The 19,540-nt window shown below is 40.8% G+C and carries 18 protein-coding genes and 1 pseudogene; 10 read left to right on the top strand and 9 right to left on the bottom strand.

What is annotated here, in order from left to right; genetic code table 11:
- A partial coding sequence (locus F9U64_RS23175) for an efflux RND transporter permease subunit (protein ID WP_228275790.1) occupies window positions 1–1,377 on the bottom strand: 1,377 nt, incomplete at its 3' end.
- A gap of 212 nt (window positions 1,378–1,589) precedes the next feature.
- On the opposite strand from F9U64_RS23175, the gene F9U64_RS18150 reads away from it, so the two are divergent.
- On the top strand, window positions 1,590–2,822 hold the full coding sequence (locus F9U64_RS18150) for an aminopeptidase (protein ID WP_153406324.1): 1,233 nt from the start codon (window positions 1,590–1,592) through the stop codon (window positions 2,820–2,822).
- A gap of 182 nt (window positions 2,823–3,004) precedes the next feature.
- Window positions 3,005–4,027 carry an acyltransferase family protein gene (locus tag F9U64_RS18155; protein WP_153406325.1) on the top strand — a complete coding sequence of 341 codons (1,023 nt, stop codon included), beginning with the start codon at window positions 3,005–3,007 and terminating at the stop codon, window positions 4,025–4,027.
- Between the two features lie 332 nt (window positions 4,028–4,359).
- Here F9U64_RS18155 and F9U64_RS18160 read toward each other — a convergent pair whose 3' ends face one another.
- Entirely contained in the window at window positions 4,360–5,217 is an 858-nt protein-coding gene (locus F9U64_RS18160; protein ID WP_153406326.1) for a fructosamine kinase family protein, read from the bottom strand.
- Window positions 5,218–5,306: 89 nt separating this feature from the next.
- On the opposite strand from F9U64_RS18160, the gene F9U64_RS18165 reads away from it, so the two are divergent.
- Genes F9U64_RS18165 through F9U64_RS18175 form a run of 3 tightly spaced genes read left to right on the top strand, consistent with a single transcriptional unit; the run spans window position 5,307 to window position 7,326 of the window.
- Window positions 5,307–6,644, top strand: coding sequence for a sodium-dependent transporter (locus tag F9U64_RS18165; protein WP_153406327.1), 1,338 nt, complete (start codon window positions 5,307–5,309; stop codon window positions 6,642–6,644).
- 28 nt (window positions 6,645–6,672) lie between these two features.
- A complete protein-coding gene (locus F9U64_RS18170) occupies window positions 6,673–6,942 on the top strand; it encodes a DUF5327 family protein (protein ID WP_153406328.1) in 270 nt (89 codons plus the stop codon).
- 15 nt (window positions 6,943–6,957) lie between these two features.
- Entirely contained in the window at window positions 6,958–7,326 is a 369-nt protein-coding gene (locus F9U64_RS18175; protein WP_153406329.1) for a DUF423 domain-containing protein, read from the top strand.
- Here F9U64_RS18175 and F9U64_RS18180 read toward each other — a convergent pair.
- The 3 genes from F9U64_RS18180 to hemQ all read right to left on the bottom strand — a co-directional run bounded on the left by F9U64_RS18180 (window position 7,319) and on the right by hemQ (window position 9,066).
- Window positions 7,319–7,564, bottom strand: a complete 246-nt coding sequence (locus F9U64_RS18180) for a hypothetical protein (protein WP_153406330.1) — start codon at window positions 7,562–7,564, stop codon at window positions 7,319–7,321. The two genes, F9U64_RS18175 and F9U64_RS18180, sit on opposite strands and share 8 nt — an antisense overlap.
- Window positions 7,565–7,643: 79 nt before the next feature.
- Window positions 7,644–8,111, bottom strand: coding sequence for a spore coat protein GerQ (gene gerQ / locus F9U64_RS18185; RefSeq protein ID WP_153406331.1), 468 nt, complete (start codon window positions 8,109–8,111; stop codon window positions 7,644–7,646).
- Between the two features lie 208 nt (window positions 8,112–8,319).
- Complete coding sequence (gene hemQ, locus F9U64_RS18190; protein WP_153406332.1) at window positions 8,320–9,066, bottom strand: hydrogen peroxide-dependent heme synthase; 747 nt, start codon at window positions 9,064–9,066, stop codon at window positions 8,320–8,322.
- Between the two features lie 217 nt (window positions 9,067–9,283).
- Between hemQ and pta the strand changes: the two genes are divergently transcribed.
- Window positions 9,284–10,255 carry a phosphate acetyltransferase gene (gene pta, locus F9U64_RS18195; protein ID WP_153406333.1) on the top strand — a complete coding sequence of 324 codons (972 nt, stop codon included), beginning with the start codon at window positions 9,284–9,286 and terminating at the stop codon, window positions 10,253–10,255.
- Between the two features lie 898 nt (window positions 10,256–11,153).
- A complete protein-coding gene (menC, locus tag F9U64_RS18200; RefSeq protein WP_153406334.1) occupies window positions 11,154–12,269 on the top strand; it encodes an o-succinylbenzoate synthase in 1,116 nt (371 codons plus the stop codon).
- Here menC and F9U64_RS18205 read toward each other — a convergent pair.
- The gene (locus F9U64_RS18205) at window positions 12,262–13,083 is read right to left on the bottom strand and encodes a lipoate--protein ligase family protein (RefSeq protein WP_153406335.1); all 822 of its coding nucleotides are present in this window, start codon (window positions 13,081–13,083) and stop codon (window positions 12,262–12,264) included. The two genes, menC and F9U64_RS18205, sit on opposite strands and share 8 nt — an antisense overlap.
- A gap of 77 nt (window positions 13,084–13,160) precedes the next feature.
- Between F9U64_RS18205 and F9U64_RS18210 the strand changes: the two genes are divergently transcribed.
- Together F9U64_RS18210 and F9U64_RS18215 are read left to right on the top strand one after the other, a co-directional pair.
- Complete coding sequence (locus tag F9U64_RS18210) at window positions 13,161–14,456, top strand: HD domain-containing protein (RefSeq protein ID WP_153406336.1); 1,296 nt, start codon at window positions 13,161–13,163, stop codon at window positions 14,454–14,456.
- Between the two features lie 14 nt (window positions 14,457–14,470).
- Window positions 14,471–14,965, top strand: coding sequence for a YwgA family protein (locus F9U64_RS18215; RefSeq protein ID WP_153406337.1), 495 nt, complete (start codon window positions 14,471–14,473; stop codon window positions 14,963–14,965).
- Window positions 14,966–15,613: 648 nt separating this feature from the next.
- On the opposite strand, the gene F9U64_RS18220 is transcribed toward F9U64_RS18215, so the two are convergent.
- Window positions 15,614–15,805: a DUF4083 domain-containing protein gene (locus F9U64_RS18220; protein WP_153406338.1), complete on the bottom strand. Its 192-nt coding sequence runs from the start codon at window positions 15,803–15,805 to the stop codon at window positions 15,614–15,616.
- An 85-nt stretch (window positions 15,806–15,890) separates the two neighbouring features.
- Window positions 15,891–16,073 (bottom strand): 2-hydroxymuconate tautomerase, encoded by a 183-nt coding sequence (locus F9U64_RS18225; protein WP_153406339.1) that lies wholly within the window; start codon window positions 16,071–16,073, stop codon window positions 15,891–15,893.
- Between the two features lie 160 nt (window positions 16,074–16,233).
- Here F9U64_RS18225 and F9U64_RS18230 point away from each other — a divergent pair.
- Window positions 16,234–16,746 (top strand): annotated as a pseudogene (locus F9U64_RS18230) (YwhD family protein).
- 601 nt (window positions 16,747–17,347) lie between these two features.
- On the opposite strand, the gene F9U64_RS18235 reads toward F9U64_RS18230, so the two are convergent.
- Window positions 17,348–19,492, bottom strand: a complete 2,145-nt coding sequence (locus tag F9U64_RS18235; RefSeq protein WP_153406340.1) for a transglycosylase domain-containing protein — start codon at window positions 19,490–19,492, stop codon at window positions 17,348–17,350.
- Window positions 19,493–19,540: the final 48 nt, after the last annotated feature.

Below are 19,540 nucleotides of genomic sequence, written 5' to 3' on the forward strand. Positions count from 1 at the left end.
GATAGGAAGTGCTCTGATAAACTCCCCATTACTTCCTGATAAAAAGGTTAACGGGAAGAAACTGAAAACAATTAACAAAGTAGAAGATATAATAGAAGCCCTGACTTCTTTTACTCCCTGTTTTGTCCCATCCAAAGCATTATCGCCAAGCTGATAACGTCTCGTAATATTATCATTTACAACAATCGCATCATCAACTAGAATACCAATCGCGACAATAATACCGATGATCGATATCTGGTTTAAATCGACACCAGTGTAAGGAAGCGGGATTAATCCAATGATGATGGAAACAGGAATGGCAAGACCTACTACAATTGCTGATGAGATCGGCAGCCCAAGTACCATAATCACAATAACGGCAAAGAATGAAATCGCAAGTGAAACCAATAAACTATTATAGACTTCACTAATAACCGTGCTTTGCGAGTAAAATTGGTCAACAGATACATCTGCTGGCAAGTCTTCAGCTAATGTCTCGACCTCTTGATCAATCTTGTTTTGTAAGCTTGTTATATTACTGGCATCCTCTGCAAAAACCGTGATCGAAACAGCTGCTTTGTTTTCATATGTAATCATATCTGTCAGTGCTTCTGTTTCCAGGTTTATTGTTGCAATATCAGACAGATACACTTGCTCATTGTTCTGATTTGATGCAATGAACAGGTTGTTTATTTTCTCCATATCCTCTGGTTCAGCAAGATTTAGTAAATAGTTCCGTTCATCTGTTGACTCTGTGCCGAGAGCGGCAGGGCTGAATTCTGCAGAAATGGCGTTTATCACCTGATCTGGTTGAATTCCTGCATCAACTAATAGATTCTGATCAAGGGAAATCAATACTTTTTGGTCAGGAATCCCTTTAATTTCCACACTGTCAACACCATTTATTTCTGTTAAAGATTCTTCCCATTCTTTGATTTGGTCCCGTAATGCAAGAAGGTTAGATCTGTCTTCACTTAATAAATGATAGGTAGCAACACTTGAAGTTACCAGATCTGTTTTGACAGTTGGTGACATGACTTCATCAGGAAAAGATTCCTGCACACTTTGAACAGTCTGTCTTATAGCAGAATAGACAGAATCTGAGTCTTTTGAGTCCTCTAGTGTAACCGTTATGGTTGAGAAGCCATTTGTTGAAGCGGAAGTTACCTGGTCTATTCCTTCCACATTCATAAGCTCATCTTCTATTGGACTTGTTACCATTTGTTCCACAATTTCAGGATTGGCACCAGGATAAACAGTGGAAACAGATGCGATATTTTGACTGATCTCCGGAATGTCCCGTTTTGGAATTTGTATGTACGTAAATATTCCGACAGTAATAAGTAATAAAAGTAAGATCCAGATGATTTTTTTATATCTCAGCAAAACTTCCATTCATACACCTCATTTCAATCGATATAGAGGATGTTCAAAAAGTCACGCAGACTTCCTGAACACGCACTTCTAATATTATTATGTTCTTCCATACCCTCTTAAGCAATAAATATGCAGAGAAAATAGCCAGTTTAACAAAAATAATGAAGAAAGCATTCGGCTTGACTTCTTCGGCAGAAATACTATCCTGTTAACAGAAGGAGGAATAGATAATGAACAATCAATTAGAAAAGTATGCAGACTTAGCATTGCAGACAGGTGTGAATTTGCAAAAAGGCCAAGGGTTACTGCTGCAAGCACCAATTGAAGCAATCGAACTTGTTCGTATTGTTGTAAGAAAGGCATATGAAATGGGTGCGAAAAATGTTCATGTTGAATGGAAAGATGATGAACTTACATATTTAAAGATGAAGCATGCACCGATGAGTGTGCTGGAGACTTTTCCAGAGTGGCGCAAAGAAGCAATGACAAGCATGGTGAAAGAAGGATATGCTGTATTAAACATATATGGAGAAAATCCCGATCTATTACAGGATATTGATGGAAAAAGAATGGCTGCAGTAATGAAAGTAAGTTCTGAAGCATTGAAAGAATACCGGGATTATATGATGAATGATCGTGCGCGCTGGTCCATTGTCGGTTATCCGGCAAAAGACTGGGCAGTAAAAATTTATCCAGAGCTTGAACTGGATGAAGCACAACAGAAGCTGTGGCAGGAAATATTCCGCATTGCGCGTGTCGATCAGGAAGATCCAATAAAAGCATGGGAAGACCATAATCAGACATTAAGAAATGCGAGAGAATATTTAAATGAAAAGAAATACAAAGAGCTGCATTTTACTGCTGAAGGAACGGATCTGACTATTGGATTGACAGAAGGGCACATTTGGCATGGCGGGGCAGCGAAGGCAACAGATGGTGTGTCATTTAATCCAAACATCCCGACAGAGGAAGTATTTACAATGCCGCACAAATATAAGGTAAATGGAACGGTAGCAAGTACGAAGCCATTAAGTTTCCAAGGCCAATTAATCGAGAACTTCACATTAACTTTCAAAGATGGAAGAGTAGTCGATTATACTTGTGAAAAAGGGGAGGAAGCTCTGAAAAATCTGTTAGAAGCAGACAGTGACGGTGCTGCCCGTTTAGGTGAAGTCGCTCTTGTGCCGCATGAATCACCTGTATCACAATCAGGACTGATTTTCTTCAATACCTTATTTGATGAAAATGCTTCCTGTCATATTGCGCTTGGAAAAGCATATCCGACGAATATCGAAGGCGGTTCAGACATGGATGAAGCAGCGATGGATGCTAATGGTGTTAATGACAGTATTGTTCACGAAGACTTTATGATCGGTTCAGAGAAAATGAATATTGACGGAATTACAGAAACTGGTGAACGTGAAGCAATCTTCCGTAATGGAACATGGGCATTTAAACTGTAAAAAGGTGGATGACCAATAATGACTGGAAAATGAAAAGCAGCGAGTTGTAACAGCAAAGAAACAATATTTCTTCTGCATTACGACCAACTTACATTCCAATAACAATAGGGCAAATGCAGTTTTGATGGATATGCTCCCGGGGTATGATAAAGGAAAGTGCAAAAAAAGGGAGAGCGAAAATTATGCAGCGAGAAGCCTATTTTGATAATGCTAAGCTCCTTTTCATTTTTCTAGTCGTGTTTGGACATTTAATCCAGCCATTAAAGCATGATATTGCGGTGGTGGATGCATTGTATCAGACCATTTATTTGGTGCATATGCCTGTGTTCATTCTGATAAGCGGCTTTTTTGCCAAAGGAGCAAGTGACAAAGGTTATCTAGTGAAATTAATGAAACGAATCTTATTGCCTTATTTCTTATTTCATATCTTTTATTCGGTTTACTTCTATGTAATCGGTAAAAGTAACTGGGATTCAACGATTTATGATCCTCATTGGGGATTATGGTTTTTGCTGAGTTTATTCAGCTGGCATTTATTGTTGATTGTTTATAAAAAAATCCCGCCATTTATCGGGATCACGCTGGCTTTTGCTATTGGGATATTGGCTGGCTATATTCCTTATATCGGGGAAGCATTCAGTCTTTCACGGACATTTGTCTTTTTTCCGTTTTTTCTTATTGGTTACTGGTTAACGAAAGAAAGAATTTTCAGGTGGAAAACTCGTCTAACCCAATCGGTTTCGGCCATTTTTCTGGCGGCAGTCTTTCTGGTAAGCTATGTAACTCCGAAAATACCTGCCCACTGGTTATTTGGATCAGTTTCGTATCAAGGATTGGATATGCCTGTATACGGAGGTTTGGCTCGTATTGCTTTATATGGTGCGGCAATAATGATGGTCTTTGCATTGTTAATGATTGTGCCAAGGAAAACGTATTCCTTCACAACTCTCGGCAAACAGACAATGTACGTTTATTTACTTCACGGTGTAATTATTCAATATGCCCGCCAGGCCAATCTGCTCCAGCTTGATCACAATCTCGATACAATTGGTTTGGCAGTTATTTCCGTAGCCATAGTCTGGTCCTTATCATCCAAATGGGTCATGACATTTACACAGCCTATTGTGGAAGGGAAAACAGAGCTGTTTAATGGCTGGACAGAGGGAAGAAACAAAAGTTATCGATATGAAGAAAAGTCATCTTAAGATGGCTTTTTTTCTGTGTCAAAATAAGTTTATCCTGCGTGTTTTGATACGTTGACTAGTGTTGAGGGAAATTTAAAATATTCCGGGAGATGAAAAACTGAAGAAAGTAGCAGTGAGTGTAAATTTATCCGGTATATTAGCATTTTCGGTTTGGACAGGAATAAATCTGACAGTTGAATACGGAGCCGTGCCATGAGATTTGTTTGTAAAGCCAATATAATCGACAAATCTTGGGCGCTGACATATGAGATTTGTTCCTGGTCACCTATCAACAAATAAATCTCAACTGCTGATCCCAAGATTTGTTCTTATCCCCTCAAGAAACACCTCATTCACACATATCTTCCAACAATCCGATCAACTGAACCGCCGTATCCTTCGCCAAACAGGTTCAGGTGCACGAGTAAGTAGAATAATTGATAGAGCGGTTTCACTTCTTCATAATAGTCTGCTAATGGGAAGGAGTCCTGATAGCTTTGGTAAAAATCTGCCGGAAATCCGCCGAACAATTCGGTAAAGGCTATTTCAAACAAATGGTCACCATAAACTACAGAAGGATCGATTAAATAAGGTTCGCCGCCAGGTCCAGTGATCCAGTTTCCGCCCCACAAGTCACCATGAAGTAATGAAACTCGCGGGTTTTTCGGTATATAATTTTCGAGCTTCATCAATAGTTTTTCCAATTGCTTCCGACGTTCCCCTCGAATGGTTCCATTTCTTGTCCCCAATTCCAGCTGAGCTCCTAACCGCTTCTCACGATAATAATAAAGCCAGTCATCATCCCAGTCATTCTCCTGGGTGATTTCACCAACAAAAGTAGTACCACTCATTCCATATAATCCATCCGTTTCGCTTAAATGAAGCTCTGCCAGTTTCTCGCCTAATATTTTACCTGTCGCAGTGCTTTTTTCGCCTCCCACCCATTCCATGATTAAATAAATCTCTTCATTTCCTGAAGCAATATCAACATGATAAACTTCTGGAACGCGAATGGTTTCTGTTGCCCGTAACCGCTCTAATCCGTCCGCTTCTATTTTGAAAAAATCTGCTGGTACATTAATATTTTTTTTTACAAAATATTCTCTTATTTCTGTCTTCACATAAAAAGCCTTGTTAATATCACCACCGGAAATGGAGGTGATCTCCTTAATATCTGTATTGTCACCAATTTGCTTAAGCCTTGCTTGCATTGTTTTTCCTCCTTCCGCACAAAGTATAGCATGACTTCTATCAAGTTTTCATGTAAAATAGGTAACGTTTGAAAGAAAGAGGTGTAAAAATGCAAAGAGAAAATTGGGCTTCTCGACTTGGTTTTATGTTGGCTGCGATGGGATCAGCTGTTGGCTTAGGAAACATCTGGCGCTTTTCTTATGTGGCTGGTGAAAGTGGCGGGGGAGCATTCCTTATTTTATATATAATTAGTGTGCTCGTCATTGGTATCCCTCTATTATTAGTAGAGGTAAGTATTGGAAGAAAGGCTCAGCAGGATGTTGTTGGTTCTTATAAGAAACTTGTGCCAAACAAACCCTGGTTTATGGTTGGTTACTTAGGTGTTTTAGGTACAATGTTAATTTTGAGCTTTTACAGTGTGGTGGCAGGCTGGTCACTTTATTATTTGTGGGGGTATATAACAGGTGCGATGGTGCCGATGCCGGAAAATGGGTATGGTGCAGCATTTGATTCTTTTATCACACAAGACTATGCGCCGATTTTTTGGCATGGACTGTTCTTAGCGTTAACCATGCTGATTGTTTTGGTCGGTATTAAAAATGGAATTGAACTTGCTAACAAAATATTAATGCCTGTTTTAGCATTATTAATGATTGGATTAGCTGTATACTCTGTCACGCTTCCTGGAGCTGGTGAAGGGCTCGCCTTCTTATTTCAGCCGGATTGGTCTGTGTTAAAGGATCCATCTGTCTATTTTTCAGCAATGGGACAGGCATTTTTCTCCTTAAGTCTTGGAATCGGGACAATGCTGACATATGGCAGCTATTTATCAAAATCACAAAAGCTTCCAGGTCCAGTAGTGGGGATTGGGGTACTGGATACACTATTTGCGATAATTTCAGGGGTAGTTATTTTCCCGGCGGTTTTTGCTTTTAATATTGATCCAAGCTCTGGTCCGACATTAGTGTTTATTACATTACCGGAAATATTCCATCAGATGAGCTTTGGACATGTAATTGCCATTATCTTTTTTACAGCATTAAGTTTCGCAACTATCTCTTCTTCTATCTCTTTACTGGAAGTTCCGGTGGCTTATCTTATGCGTGCAGCGAAATTATCCCGTCCGCTTGCTTCCTTTCTTGTCAGTATTGTGATCTTTATTCTTGGTGTGACCGTATCGCTAGGAATGGGGAAATGGAGTGGCATAACGCCAATTGGCGATCGTAATATTCTAGATTCGATGGATTATATCGCATCTAACATTTTTATGCCTGTCGGGGGCTTGACAATGGCACTGTTAATGGGCTGGTACTGGAACAAAAGTGAGGCACTTTCTTCTACCGATTTATCCGAGAAGAAGATTGGAGATGTGTGGTATCTGCTGATAAAATTCAGTGCTCCAATTCTTATCCTAATTATTTTCTTAAATCAGATTGGAAATGTATAATGATAGTAAATGATCGGGAGGAATAAGAATGGCCATTACAGATAAACAGATTTTAACAAAAATCATCCGTGAATGTGAACAGGCATTGCAAAATGGTAAAACGCGGGAGCATGCGAAAGCTGTCCAATCATTGGCTGATCTGCTGCTTGACAGCACTGAACAGCAAATAGAAACAACCAGTGTAAATGAGCAAATCTCAGCAAGCGAATGGCGGAAGATGGTAGGGGACAAACCATTAAAACGCACATCAAATGTGGAGCTCGATGAAGAGAATAGTGATTCTTTACTTGATTTTTAGAGAGGAGAGAGTAGGTTGAAAATTTTTCTATTATTAGGGATTATTAATGGATTTCTTGCCGTAGCTTTAGGTGCATTCGGGGCACACGGTCTTGAAGGTAGATTATCAGAGAAACAACTGGCAACATATGAAAAAGCGGTGCAGTACCAGATGTTCCATACAGTGGCGCTGCTTGCTGCAGGTTTTCTTATGCAAAAAATTTCAGCAGCAAGCATCTCCTCTGCCGGTTGGTTCTTTTTTGCCGGAATTGTATTGTTCTCAGGCAGTCTCTATATTTACTCAACAACCGGAATAAAAACGTTTGCCATGATTACACCCGTCGGCGGTCTGGCATTCTTAATCGGCTGGGTTCTATTAGGCTATGCTGTAGTAAAATTTATCTGAACATAAAAAAGCATGTAATAAGGATAATGCCAATTCCGCGTAACAATTGCTGAGAGAAGGCATATTTATCGTTTTTAAGGTATGCTTGTACTGCTTCCAATACGAGAATAGCAGCGATCATCAGAAAAGAACAGAATAAGAGTATGCTGGATTGCAATTGCCATCCAACGAAAAGAAAAGGTATTGTCAATATGATGAAAGAAGTTGCAATATCGTTTATATTCGCTTTTTGCTTCAATGCAGATCGCCTCCAAAATACAGAAAAGCACAAGTGTGAGCGCTTGTGCTTTTTCTCATAATGATGTATAAGGAAATGTCTATCTAGGAGAATAGTTTACCATTGGCTGATTATATGGATATTCATACTCAATTTCTTCATCAAACGTAATGTAATCTAAGTATACCATTAATAAAATATATCGCTTGCCTGTCTCAGGATCACTTAAAATAATATGGTCACGCCCAGCCGCTTCAATAATTCCTTTAAAAATTTTTGCATTCCAGCGTTCGTTGTTTTCAAATGTCATATAAACTGTGGCACGCTTTCCTCTGTTTAACCGTAAAATATTCTCAATATAAGATTGTTCGACAGGCAGCATTCCTGGTACATCGGATACATTTGGCTGCTGGCCTTGCATCTGCATCTGTCCCTGCATCGGGATCTGAGCTGGTGTTTGATAATAAGACTGCTGGGGATACCCGCTTTGCATGCCATAATAATTTTGTGGATTATATGTCATCCCGGCTCCTTGTTGTTGTCTCACCTGACTTTGCTCTTGATTCATTTCATCGAACTCCTCTCTAGTTCAGAAAATTTATCGTGCTTTTCCATTTTCCTACTAGCCATATGTATGCACAGGATGAAACAATCATGCATGAAAAAAAGAAAAACTCGGCATAGCGAGTATCGAACTTTTTCCTATACATTATACTTTCTGAGTGAATTCCCGCTTCCCTTAAAGAATAAAAAAAGCACACGAAAAAGACGTGTGCTTATACATGTAAATATGCTGGAATTTTTTCAATTGGCAAAATGTTGCCGACATAGAATTTACCGAATTCGCCATAGCGGGCGCTGACTACATCAAAGCGCATTTCATAAACGATTTTCTTTAATTGGAGAACATCTTTGGCGAATAAGGTAACACTCCATTCCCAATCATCGAAGCCCATGCTACCTGTAATAATCTGTTTTACCTGGCCGGCATATTTACGGCCTGTGAAGCTGTGTTCATACATTAACTGACGTCGCTCATCGAATGGGAGCATATACCAGTTGTCATTACCTTCCCGGCGCTTGTCCATTGGATAAAAACAGATATGTTCCCAGTCAGGCAATTTCGGCTTCAGACGTGCACGAACGCCAGGATTTTCTTCCGGAACTTCGCCTTCTTTTGTCATATATTTGGATAACTCTACGACAGATACGTAAGAATAGCTTGGTTTCGTAAACTCAGCAAATTTTGATTTATTAAACGTAAGTTCAATCTCACCAAGTTCCTGCATTGTAGGTCTTAAGATCATCAGAAGGATATCTGCTTTCTGTCCCATTATCGAATAAAAGGCATGGCTTCCTTCGCGGGCTTCCGCAACTTCTTCCCATGATTCAAGCATGGACTGCAGCTCTTTTGTCGCCTGTTCACGTTCTTGTTCTGTTGCCTGTTTCCATTTTGCCCAGTCAATTGTTCTAAGGTCATGCAAACAATACCAGCCATCCATTGTTTCTACTGCTTCTGGCATGATTCATCTCTCCTTTTCCATCCAACTCTAGTTTTAATATAACATATTTAGGGAAAAATAAGCACAAGATAGAGCAGTGATACTGATTTGAATTTGTCAGAAATATGAACAAATAAAAATTTTAAAGCTTTAAAACGCATTCATATAAGCTTTTGCTTTTATTATTACACAAAATGGCGTAGTATATAATACAGATGAAAAATTGGAGGGTTTATTAATGAGCGATTTATTTACAGATGTGAAAAACAAATTAGCTGGAACTTCAAGAAAGATCGTATTTCCTGAAGGTTTAGATGAACGGATTCTGGAAGCTGCAAGCCAATTGGCGACGGAAGGAATAGTGGAACCTGTACTAATCGGAAATGATGAAAAAATAGAACAGAAGGCGAAAGAATTAAAGCTTGATATTTCTAATGCTACCATTATCGACCCAAATAATTATGGAGAATTCGAGCAGATGGTCACAGCATTTGTTGAACGCCGTAAAGGGAAAGCAACAGATGAAGAAGCACGCAAGTTTTTAGTTGATGAAAACTATTTTGGCACAATGCTTGTTTATATGGACAAAGCAGACGGCTTAGTAAGTGGTGCAGCACACTCTACTGCAGACACGGTAAGACCTGCTTTACAGATCATTAAAACAAAAGAAGGTGTGAAAAAGACATCTGGTGTTTTCATTATGGTGCGTGAAGAGGAGAAGTATGTTTTTGCTGATTGTGCAATCAATATCTCGCCAGACAGCCAGGATCTGGCAGAAATCGCGGTAGCAAGTGCAGAAACAGCACAATTATTCAACATCGACCCACGTGTAGCGATGCTGAGTTTCTCAACAAAAGGTTCGGCAAAATCACCGGAAACAGAAAAAGTAGCAGAAGCAGTTACTGCTGCAAAAACGTTCGCACCAGATTTAGTAGTAGATGGCGAATTCCAATTTGATGCCGCATTTGTTCCCTCAGTAGCAGCGAAGAAAGCACCAGACTCTGTGATCAAAGGTGACGCAAATGTATTTGTATTCCCAAGTTTGGAAGCAGGAAATATCGGCTACAAAATCGCTCAGCGCCTAGGCGGATTTGATGCAGTAGGCCCGATCCTACAAGGATTAAACAAACCAGTTAACGATTTATCCCGCGGCTGCAGTGCAGACGATGCTTACAAATTAGCGCTTATTACAGCAGCACAAGCACAGTGAGTTTTTACTCGCTGTGTTTTTTTCTGTGCAGTGATTGAGAGTGTTGGAGGGATGGAGAGGGATTCTGAATGCCGTGAGTGGGGATCTTTTGAGGAGTGAAGGAATTGAGAAGGAGTCTGAATGCCATGAGTGTTGACTTTGTGCAGAGTGAAGGAATTGAGAGGACAGCTGAATGCCAAGAGTGTGGGATTTTTGAGGAGTGAAGGAATTGAGAGTGGGGCTGAATGCCATGAGTGTTGACTTTGTGTAGAGTGAAGGAATTGAGAGGGCAGCTGAATGCCAAGAGTGTGTGATTTTTGAGGAGTGAAGGAATTGAGAGGGAGTCTGAATGCTAAGAGTGTCGGATTTTTGAGGAATGAAGGCATTGAGAGGGAGTCTGAATGCCATGAGTATTGATTTTGTGCAGAGTGAAGGAATTGAGAGGGGCAGCTGAATGCCAAGAGTGTGGGATTTTTGAGGAGTGAAGGAATTGAGAGTGGGGCTGAATGCCAAGAGTGTGGGATTTTTGAGAAGTGAAGGCATTCAGAAGGAGTCTGAATGCCATGAGTGTTGACTTTGTGCAGAGTGAAGGAATTGAGAGGGCAGTTGAATGCCGTGAGTGTTGACTTTGTACTGAGTGAAGGAATTGAGAGGGAGTCTGAATGCCGTGAGTGTTGACTTTGTACAGAGTGAAGGAATTGAGAGGGAGTCTGAATGCCGTGAGTGATGACTTTGTGCAGAGTGAAGGAATTGAAAGGGCAGCTGAATGCCGTGAGTCCAGCTTTTTTCCAGACTCAAAGCATTGAGAGCTAGTTTAAAATGCCAAATGTGACGCAAGATCACCACACCAAGTTTAACAGTTAAAATCACTTATGCTACTATAACAATAACACTCTGAAAAAATCAGGAGGAACCAACTATGATCCAAGTCCAGCAGCTTATCCTGCATCGGCTAAAGATGCCGCTTCTCCAGCCATTTGCGAACAGCAGACATACCGTAACAAGCAAAGACTTTTATATAATCGAACTGATCGATCAAGATGGCTATCGAGGGTACGGTGAAACAGTTGCATTTGATTCCCCGTGGTATACGGAAGAAACAACCAGCACAGCCAGGGAAACTATCGAGCGGGAACTGGCACCACTGTTAAAAGAACCAATCGATCACCCGAGCACATTTACCACCACAAGAACAAATAAAATCAGACGTCACCATATGGCGAAATATTCAATAGAAGGTGCATTATGGGATCTATATGCAAAAAGACAGAATAAACCATTATATAAAGCAATCGGCAGTAACAGAAATCAGATTGAAGTCGGTGCTGCAATTGGCCGAAAAAAAGATATCCCGACATTGCTTGATGCCATCCGAACAGCCGCTCACAATGGTTACAAAAGAATCAAACTGAAAATAGGCAGAGAAAATGATATACATATCCTGGATGCCGTCCGCTCACATTTTCCAAAACTTCCATTAATGGTTGATGCCAACTCAGCTTATTCGCTAAATGACATCGATCATCTCAAGCAATTTGATCAATTTCAGCTTATGATGATCGAACAGCCTTTTGCCCATGACGATTTTGTCGATCATGCTAAACTTGCGCAAACAATCGAAACACCGATTTGCCTTGATGAAAGTATTCACACACTAGCAGATGCCAGGACGGCGATTGCACTGAACAGCTGCCAAATAATCAGTATCAAGCTGGGGCGAGTTGGCGGCTTCCACAACGCACTTGCCATCAACAGCCTATGCCAAGAACATCATATCCCAACATGGAGTGGCGGCATGCTCGAAGCTGGAGTAGGGCGGGCCCAGAGCCTTGCCATGGCAACAATGCCGAATTTCATTTTCCCTGCAGACCAGGCAGCATCCGACAGATATTGGCAGAATGATATCATCACACCAGCAATCACAGCACAGAGCGGCACCATCACATTACCAGACAAACCAGGCATCGGCTATGAAATCGACCAGGAAGCGCTCGAATTTTTCCGGACAGAACGAAAAAGCATTCCAATTACTTGAATGCTTTTTCGTTTCGATCCACCATTTGCTTCATTCTTTTTTCAAAAACAGGCAGCTCTGCTGCTGTAATGTCCTGTTCATACCAGTCGCCCAGCAGATCAAGAACACGCCGCTTCCCATCCTCAACAGTTAACGGAACACCAACAAGATCAGCCAAAGACCGCATCGTATCAGGTTCCACCACAGGATAATCAAACCGCTCATCAAATGCAGCCTGACCCCGCACATAAAATTCCCGCACCAAATCCGCACGAGCCTGTCCGCTTCCTTCGATGCACAGATAAATTTGCACCGCAATCCCGTTTTTCACCCTGCGCTGCGAAATTCCGGCAAACTTTTTCCCGCCAATACTCAAATCATAATCACCAGGACAATACGAACCAGTCACCTCAAACGCCTCAATCTGATCCGTCACATCCCGATACATCTCCTGCACGAACGCCGTCATCAGCTCATACCCAGAATGAATCCCCATCTCCTTCGAATCAGGCAGAATCAGCGAGAAGTTCAGCACACCACGATCAAGCACAACCGCAAGCCCGCCGGAATTCCGGACAACCGCCTTAAACCCTTCTTTTTGTAAAAACGCAACAGCCTCCGCCAGATGCGGCAATCGACTGTCAATAATCCCGAGTACAACCGTATTGTCATGCACCCAGAACCTGCACGCCACCGAATCAGATGTTCGGCCGACACTCTCGCACAACGTATCATCCACCGCAAAAGAAGCGATCGCTGTCCCGAGTGAGGCAGGATCACTATGATCAATCATTCGGATTTTTTTGTCATTAAAAAAATTTTGCCAATCCTTCATTTTGTTCCTCCGTCCATTTTGCTTTCACTTAGATTTATATTATACTAATACTAAGAAAAAAGAGGAAGGTTTTTGTGATGGCTTATAGAGATGAAAAGTTGCATGAGGAGAAAGTATTTAAAGATCCTGTCCATCGTTATGTACACGTCAGAGACCGCGTGATATGGGACTTGGTCGGGACAAAGGAATTCCAGCGATTACGACGGATAAAGCAACTTGGGACAAGCAATCTTACTTTCCATGGCGCTGAGCACAGCCGGTTCAATCATTCATTAGGTGTTTATGAAATCGTCAGGCGGATTCTGATCAATTTTGCTGACAGACCAAACTGGAATAAGGAAGAGCGGCTCTTGTGCATGTGTGCAGCATTGTTGCATGATTTAGGTCATGGTCCTTTTTCCCATTCGTTTGAAAAAGTTTTTAAATTAGATCATGAAGATTATACTAAACAAATTATTTTAGGGAATACAGAAGTAAACCAGGTATTATTGCGAGTAGGTCCGGATTTCCCGCAAAAAGTAGCAGATGTGATTAACAAAACTTACAAGGACAAGCTTGTTGTCAGCCTGATTTCCAGTCAAATTGATGCTGACAGAATGGATTACCTGCAGCGTGACGCTTATTTTACCGGAGTAAGTTACGGTCATTTTGATATGGAACGGATTCTGCGTGTGATGCGGCCATATGAAGACCAGGTTGTTGTGAAAGAATCAGGCATGCATGCGGTGGAAGATTATATTATGAGCCGCTACCAGATGTATTGGCAAGTCTATTTTCATCCAGTGACAAGAAGTGCAGAAGTGATTCTGACCAAGATTCTTCATCGTGTGAAAGCATTGTATGAGGAAGGATATCAATTCAAAATGGAGCCGACCCATTTTATCTCATTTTTTGAAGAAAAAGTTTCTTTAGAAGATTATATACGATTGGACGAAGCAGTGGTATACTATTATTTTCAAATGTGGGCGGACGAAGAGGATTCCGTCTTAAAGGATCTGGCGTACCGTTTTATTAACCGGAAATTATTTAAATACGTTGAATTTAATCCAAACCTGCAAATGAAGGAATGGATGGAGTTATATCAATTATTTCATAAGATTGGCTTAGATCCTGATTACTATTTAGTAGTAGATTCCTCATCTGATTTACCTTATGACTTTTACAGACCGGGAGAAGAGGAAGAGCGGCTGCCGATTCATTTATTAATGCCAAATCGGGAATTAAAGGAGCTCTCCCGTCAGTCAGATATTGTGGAAGCAATTTCAGGAAAAAGACGAACTGATCATAAATTATATTATCCACGAGACACGATCCTGAAGTTAAGTGATGATCGTCCAGAGAAAAAGAGAATATTTGAATTATTATATCAATAATAGGGGTGTTATCATTGTTAGACAATCATGCAAAGTTGGTTAAGGTGATTGCTTCATCTGCGGGAATCGTTGGCCGGAAAAAGCTGCAGAAGATCATTTATATAATGAAAAAGCTAGGCTATCCTTTTGAAGAGAAGTATACCTTTCATTTCTATGGTCCATATTCTGAAGAATTAAGCTTGCGGATGGAAGAACTGACAAATCTGGGGTTTGTATCAGAAGTGAAAGAAAAGAAAAGCAATTATTATCAATACCGTTATCAAGTAACAGAGCAGGGGGAAGATTTCTTAACACACTCCCCTGTCAAAATACCAGAAGTGGACGAAATCGTGAGCAATATGAAAGAAAGAAGCTCCCGATTCCTCGAACTAGTCGCAACAATGCTATATTTCGATGACTTATCAAAAGAAGAAGTCGAAGCAAAAGTGCAGGAAGTAAAGAAAAAATCAAACTATACAATAGAAGATATGCAGGAAGCCTGGCGTTTTATTCATGAATTGAAGCATTAATGTAATGATGGTGCTCGGTTTTTGTTTTAAGGCACAATCTTGTTAAAGGTTCACCAGGGACAGATTGGCAGTTTTATTAGTAAACTTTCTAATAGACGCAATCTGTCTGATGGTGAATTTTTTTGTCTGCAACCTGGACTGAATATAAAGTGGAAAACAAGAGAGTAGCGAGAGTCGATTTCCCGTTAATCGGGATATAAAGTGGAAAACAAGAGAGTAGGCAGTCGAGATTTCCTGTTAATCGCAATATAAAGCGGAAATCAGGAGAGTAGCGAGAGTCGATTTCCCGTTAATCGGAAAATAAAGCGGAAATCAAGCGGATGGCCAGAGTCGATTTCCCGTTAATATGGATATAAAACGAAAATCAGGAGAGTAGCGAGAGTCGATTTCCCGTTAATCGGGATATAAAGTGGAAAACAAGAGAGTAGGCAGAGGCAATTTCCCGTTAATGTGGATATAAAGCGGAAAACAGGAGAGTAGGCAGAGGCAATTTCCCGTTAATGGGGATATAAAGCGGAAAACAGGAAAGTAGCCAGATTCGATTTCCCGTTAATCGCAAAATACAGCGAAATCTGGTGTATGACCAGACAAGAATTCACCTATATCACTGTAAAAAAAGACGACAGCCTCCGATTCTTCCAAGCAAGGCTATCGTCCTTTTTCTTTTAATACCTGATCAAGTTTGTTCTCGATCCGTTCCAATTGCTCTCTTTTACTCTTTCTCCGGAATGTAATAATCAATTCAGTTATACTGAGAATAAAAGCCAGAAATATAAAAAACGCAAAAAGCATATCCCCAATCCGAAAACCGCTGATTGATGCAAAAAGGGTTTGAAACATTTCATTCACATCCTTTTACCAGAATTATACCACGAATGGAATAATGAAGAAATGGCCAGACAATAACTGTTCTGACCATTTTTCATTAATCAACTAATCTTTTTCCGCCAACACCATAATTACGTTTGTCGATATCTTCTACAAAAACAACAACTTTCTCGCGTGTAGCACCTGTTGTTTCAACAACAGCGTCTGTCACTTTTTCAATTAGTGCTTTTCTTTGTTCATCTGTTCGTCCTTCAAGCATTTGAACTGTAACATAAGGCATATGTATCTCTCCTTTGTGGAAATATAATTTTAACCCTTCATTATCGAACGTAAGACCCCTGAAAATGGAAGTCTCACTTAATTGTACCTGCAAAAATGAAATTAGCAAAACAAAATGCTACAATATGGTTACACCGTAAAGGAAGTAGGAGGTTTTTCCAATGAGTGAAGAAAAAAAACAAAAGAAATCTAATCCTTTTACCATAATGAAAGATGATTCAACAGATGGTCACGGCGGTTATGGAGTAGGTTCGATCAGTTTAGAAAATATCTCTCCTGTCATAATTGACCCAAATGAAGATCGTGCGTTTGTTGATATGGGTGCGATGCATGCCAGAAGTGAAGTAGAAAGACGCGTGAAATTTCTTCCCCACAAAGAAGAAGTGCCAAACGGAAAGTTATACTGGATTGTCTGGGTAACCGTGGAGCGCGGGGAAAATGGACCGTATTATTATGGAGTTGCAGGAAGTGAAATCCGTGTGGACCGTTCCATCAAGCGTGCTTATAAATAAATGCCGGAACATGTCAATCACATGGATAAGTCGATGAAAGGCCACTTTATTGTAGAACATATGGATGAAAAATCGCAGAAATTGCTGGGTGATTTTCTGAAACAATACAAGCCGGAATTATGGGAAAACTCATCTGATGAATTAAAGAAAATTTTCCCATAATGATGAATATTCTGTGAACATTTTCTGACAATTATTGTTTTAACTTGTACAAAAAGCGCTTTATTATTAAAATAAAACTCACATGGTAACTCTTATGTTGCTAGGACTGGAAAAAGGCCGGGCGAATGTCCGGCTTTTTTTCATGGATAAAAAATTCCGTCTGGTCAAAGCAGTTTTTTCGGAAGAGAGCGGAAACTCGCAAGAAGCGCGCCCAAAGTCGCAAGAAGCACGCCCAAACTCGCAAGAAGCACACGCAAACTCGCAAGAAGCGCACCCAAAGTCGCAAGAAGCACACGCAAACTCGCAAGAAGCACCCCCAAAGTCGCAAGAAGCACCCGCAAAGTCGCAAGAAGCACGCCCAAAGTCGCAAGAAGCACCCGCAAAGTCGCAAGAAGCCCCCGCCAAGTCGCAAGAAGCACCCGCAAAGTCGCAAGAAGCGCCCGCAAGCTCGCAAGAAGATCGCCAAACTCGCAAGAAGCACCCGCAAACTCGCAAGAAGCCCCCGCAAGCTCGCAAGAAGATCGCCAAAGTCGCAAGAAGCACCCGCAAACTCACAAAAAAAGCAGGAAACCGAAAAATACGCCTTCCCGCTCAAAAACAACTATTGCTCTTCCACACCCTCAGGCGCTTCTTCTCCAAGCCACAGCCATTGCCACCATTTTTCAATAAATGGGTCATCTGTATTCACTTCTTCTACATCAATAATCTCTTCCGAATTTTCTAAGTCGCCTGTACATTGTTTTTCCGGCTCTGTGCCTTTCACAAAAAGCATGGGATAAGATTTTCCGCAGCTGTCTGATGCAAGCAGTCCTGTACTTAAATCAATATTTGCTTCGACAATATTATCTGGCCTGACCATATGGGTGACAGGTACGTTTTCATGCGCTTTTTCCATAAAACTTGCCCATATGTTCTTGGCAAATTCATGTTCGGCCGTTTTGACCATTTCCCTGTTATCATCATAACCAATCCATACCCCTGCTGTAACGGAAGGGGAAAAGCCGACCATCCAGCTGTCCGAATTCGTTGTTCCGGACTTGCCGGCATATTCGTGTGTTAACTGATTGGAAATGGAAGCACCTGTTACACTCATATAGCCGTTTAATTCCTGTTGGAACATCCCTTTCATCATATCTGCCAGGATATAGGTAAGGTCTGCTCGCAATACTTGATTATCATCTTTCTGCCGGGAGAAAAACAGGAATCCGCTGTTTTCTTCTTCTTCCTTTTCTGCTTCTTTTTCTCTGTCATAAAGGACATTGCCTTGTGAATCTGTCACTTTATTAATGGTATACTCATCGACTTCCTTGCCGCCGTTCGCGATCATGCTGTAAGATGACACCATTTCTTTCATACTGACAACTTCTGTCCCTAAGGCAAGTGATGCGACTGGTTTCAGTTTGCTTTCAATATGAAACTTCTCTTTTGCAATTCTGACAAAACGTTCTGGTGTTACATATAAGTTGGTTTTTACTGCAAAAATATTATCAGACAGTGCCATTGCCTGTGTCATGGTAATTGGTTCGTTCGCATAATAATTGTTAAAATTACTTGGCTGATAACTTTGTCCATCTTCCAGTGCAAAGGTTGTCGGTTTACTCATTAAGGCAGTGGCCGATGTCATGCCATTTTCCAGTGCCGCATAATAGAGAAACGGCTTAAACGATGAGCCTGGCATCCGCTTTGCCTGCACCGCACGGTTATACGAAGATTCCTCATAGTTTTGGCCGCCGATTAATGCCGTGATGGCGCCAGAGTCTGGTTCCATTGCCATTGCGCTGACTTGAATCTCACTATTGGTAATCGTAGACTCTGTCGATGTCTGCAATGCAAGCTGCTGTTGCTCATTTAATGTTGTGTAGACCTGATAGCCGCCAGATCTTATTGTTTCCAAGTCTATTTCTAGTAAATCTTGCAACTCTGTTTCGACAACATCGAGAAAATAGGGCGCAATACTGTTTTTGACAATCATTCTGTCATCAGAGAAATTAAGCTCCTCATTTACTGCTGCAAGATATGTCTGTTCATCAATGACCTCTTTATCGCGTAAATTAGCTAAAATAATGCTTTGCCTTTCTTTAGCATTTTCCAGATTATGAAATGGGGAATAGATCGACGGTCCTTTTGGGATTCCTGCAAGGATACTAGCTTCCGCCCATGATAGATCGGAAGCGGATTTATTAAAATAATATTTGCTTGCTGCTTCAATACCGTACGCACCATGACCGTAATAAATGGTGTTTAAATATCCTTCCAGCAAATCGTCTTTATCATAAAACATTTCCAGCCTGATCGTGTAAAATGCTTCATAGATTTTCCGCTTCCATGTTTTTTCATGGGAAAGAAAGAGATTTCGGGCATATTGCTGTGTGATCGTACTTGCACCCTCTTTTAATGACATTGTCTGAATATCTTTGAGAATAGCGCCAGCCATCCGTTTGAAATCAAATCCGAGATGCTCATAGAATTTCTGATCTTCTGTCCAAATCGTTGCATCTATTAATTTTTCATCTATGTCCTCAAGTGGCACCCAATATCTTTTCTCTTTGCCGTATTCTTCACCGATGACATTGCCGCCCGCACTGTAATATATCGTATTTTGTTCCCGCTCTAATGAAGGAGGACCCAGTACAAAACTGGCACCTAATAAGAAAACGACAAATGATCCACTTAAAAAAATCAGAAAAAGAGTGAATTTGATCAGTCGTCTTATCTTCTTCCTTTTTCTTTGTCTCCTTCTTTGCATGCTGATTTCCTCCCGATTTTTTTGTTTCTATTTCGTATTATGGGGAAA

The sequence above is a fragment of the Gracilibacillus oryzae genome (genome assembly GCF_009498735.1).
Classification (GTDB): Bacteria; Bacillota; Bacilli; order Bacillales; family Amphibacillaceae; genus Gracilibacillus; species Gracilibacillus oryzae.